Origin of the sequence: Planktotalea sp., from assembly GCF_039984035.1 — a bacterium.
In the GTDB taxonomy this organism is placed as follows: domain Bacteria; phylum Pseudomonadota; class Alphaproteobacteria; order Rhodobacterales; family Rhodobacteraceae; genus Planktotalea.
On sequence record NZ_JBDWVM010000289.1, the window covers coordinates 1 to 2,380 of the forward strand.

Annotated in this window: 3 protein-coding genes and 1 pseudogene; 3 read left to right on the top strand and 1 reads right to left on the bottom strand. The window is 54.4% G+C overall.

The annotated features are described in order from the left end of the window. The 3 genes and pseudogenes from ABJQ89_RS13160 to ABJQ89_RS13170 form a co-directional block, all read left to right on the top strand. Positions 1 to 91, top strand: a pseudogene (locus tag ABJQ89_RS13160) (DNA-3-methyladenine glycosylase 2 family protein); the annotation flags it as partial. Further along, positions 88 to 753: an alpha/beta fold hydrolase gene (locus ABJQ89_RS13165; RefSeq protein ID WP_348496670.1), complete on the top strand. Its 666-nt coding sequence runs from the start codon at positions 88 to 90 to the stop codon at positions 751 to 753. The pseudogene ABJQ89_RS13160 and the gene ABJQ89_RS13165, both read left to right, overlap by 4 nt. A gap of 366 nt (positions 754 to 1,119) precedes the next feature. After that, a complete protein-coding gene (locus ABJQ89_RS13170; RefSeq protein ID WP_348496671.1) occupies positions 1,120 to 1,584 on the top strand; it encodes an HNH endonuclease in 465 nt (154 codons plus the stop codon). Between the two features lie 21 nt (positions 1,585 to 1,605). Here ABJQ89_RS13170 and rsgA read toward each other — a convergent pair. Next, positions 1,606 to 2,380 (bottom strand): ribosome small subunit-dependent GTPase A (gene rsgA, locus ABJQ89_RS13175; protein WP_348496672.1); only part of this gene is annotated, 775 nt, incomplete at its 5' end.

Here is a 2,380-nt window from a genome sequence, read left to right on the forward strand (position 1 = left end):
CGCCGCCGATTGGACGCCTTGGCGCTCGGTTGCAGCGCGCGTGCTTTGGGCTTACTACCGCATTGTGAAATCTAGGGAAGGTATACGATGACACGAGTTCTTAACGCTGAGCGCCGCGCGCCGCTTTCTGGTGAAACGCGATCTGTTGTCGTCTTTTTGCACGGCTATGGCGCCAATGGAGCCGATTTGCTGGGCCTTGCTGACCCGCTTGGCGAACATCTTCCCGATACTCTGTTTGTGGCACCCGATGCGCCAGAGGCCTGCGCTGGCGCGCCGATGGGGTATCAGTGGTTCCCAATCCCTTGGATCGACAATTCATCCGAGGAAGAAGCGGAACGCGGCATGAACGCGGCTGTTGAAGATCTCAACGCTTTCTTAGATGCCTTGATGGTGGATGAAGATGTGCTGCCCGAGCAGGTCGTGCTCTTTGGTTTCTCGCAAGGCACAATGATGTCCCTGCATGTCGCGCCGCGCCGTGAAGATGCGGTTGCGGGTGTCGTTGGCTTCTCTGGTCGTTTGCTTTCGCCAGAATTGCTGGTGGATGAGGTGGTGGTGCGCCCACCTGTTTTGCTGGTGCATGGGGATCAAGATGATGTGGTTCCGGTTCAATCGCTGCCCGAAGCTGCGGACGCGTTGCAAAAGGCAGGTTTTGAGGATGTGTTCGCGCATATCATGAAAGGCACGGCGCATGGGATTGCGCCTGATGGCTTGTCTGTTGCGCTTGCCTTTATGCGTGACAAGCTCAGCCTGTAAAACACCCTAAACTGCTTCAAAATTAGGCCCTTAAACGTGCACATCCGCGCGTTTGAGGCTAATTTGCTTTGCCTGATCAAAAACCTTGCCAGTCGCCAAGCCCTATATATAGTGGTGGTGTGAAGCAGCGCGACTAGTTCTGCCGCTGCGCGTCGACCCAAGGGAGTAAACGGCTTCAAGAGGTTTTTACAAAGTGCTCATAAGGTTGAGCCTACAATGCCCCCAGATGGTGTGATGTAGGATATGCAGCAGAGCCCCCAAACCCCGATCTTAGGTGATCTGAATGCACATCGCACACTTGTGTTGAATTCAGATTTTCAGCCACTGAGCTGGATGCCTTTATCCACTTGGTCCTGGCAAGATGCTATGACAGCAGTACTGCAAGACCGCGTTATCCAATTGAAATCTTACGAAGATGTGACGGTGCATTCTGCCACGCGCGAATTCGAAGTCCCTGCTGTAGTTTGCTTGCGTCAATATCATAAACGCAGAAACGCGCCCTTCACGCGTTACAATTTGTTTTTGCGCGACGGGTTTTGCTGCCAATACTGCGGCGTGAAAAAATCAGCACGTGATTTGACCTTTGATCATGTGATGCCGCGCTCGCGAAATGGGCCAGCGACCTTTGAAAATATCGTGGCTGCCTGTCAGACCTGCAACGTGCGCAAAGCCAATCGAACGCCGCGCGAGGCGGGTATGAAACTGCTGCGTGAACCACGTGAGCCAAGCCCGCATGAGCTTGATAAGGTCGGACGTAAACTCGCGCGTGTGCAAAAGGAACTGCACCAGACGTGGCTCGATTTCCTCTATTGGGGCGCTGATTTGGACTAGGCTGTCGCAGCTGTGTCCGAGCTACTTTTTGTTCTTCAAATCCAGCGATTTGATGATCTTGCTCAAGTTCTTTTCTTTGTGTTTCCGCTCTGACAAAGAGGCGGTGTTGAAGGCATCTTCAGCCACAAGCTTTTGCCACCGCTGAACGCGGGCTTGGTCAATGTCGCCGCTCGCAAGCGCGGCTTTGACGGCGCATCCCGGTTCACTGTCATGGGCGCAATTGCGGAATTTGCATTGTGTTGCCAAAGTTTCCAGATCGTTGAACAGATCGCCAACGCCCTCGGCCGCATCGGTCAATTGCAATTCGCGCATTCCAGGGGTGTCGAGCACAGCGCAGCCAGAAGGGACGAAGTGGAGCTGGCGACGGGTTGTCGTGTGGCGCCCTTTGCCATCGGCTTCGCGGATCGCACCAGTTTCGATGTCTTGCGTGCCAACCAGCGCGTTAGAGAGTGTCGATTTGCCCACGCCAGACGAGCCAAGGAAAGCAACGGTTTGACCCGCTTTGCACCAAGGTGACAGCAGATCGAACGCGCTTTCCGACTTGGCGTTCAGGGCAACGACCTCGACCATGTCCGAGACGGTTTTTGCTTCGTCTATATAGGGTTGCGGATCATCGCAAAGATCAGGTTTGGTAAGCAAAATGACGGGCGTGACACCCGCATCCAATGCAAGCGCAACATAGCGTTCAATGCGCGCAATGTTGAAATCCGCATTGCACGACGTCACTGTAAAAGCCGTATCCAAATTGGCTGCGATCAACTGCTCAAAGCGGTCCTTGCCGGGGGAGCGGCGCTTG

Coding starts and splice junctions, on each gene's coding strand:
- ABJQ89_RS13165 (WP_348496670.1), top strand. CDS start 88: ATGACACGAGTTCTTAACGCTGAGCGCCGCGCGCCGCTTTCTGGTGAA.
- ABJQ89_RS13170 (WP_348496671.1), top strand. CDS start 1,120: ATGACAGCAGTACTGCAAGACCGCGTTATCCAATTGAAATCTTACGAA.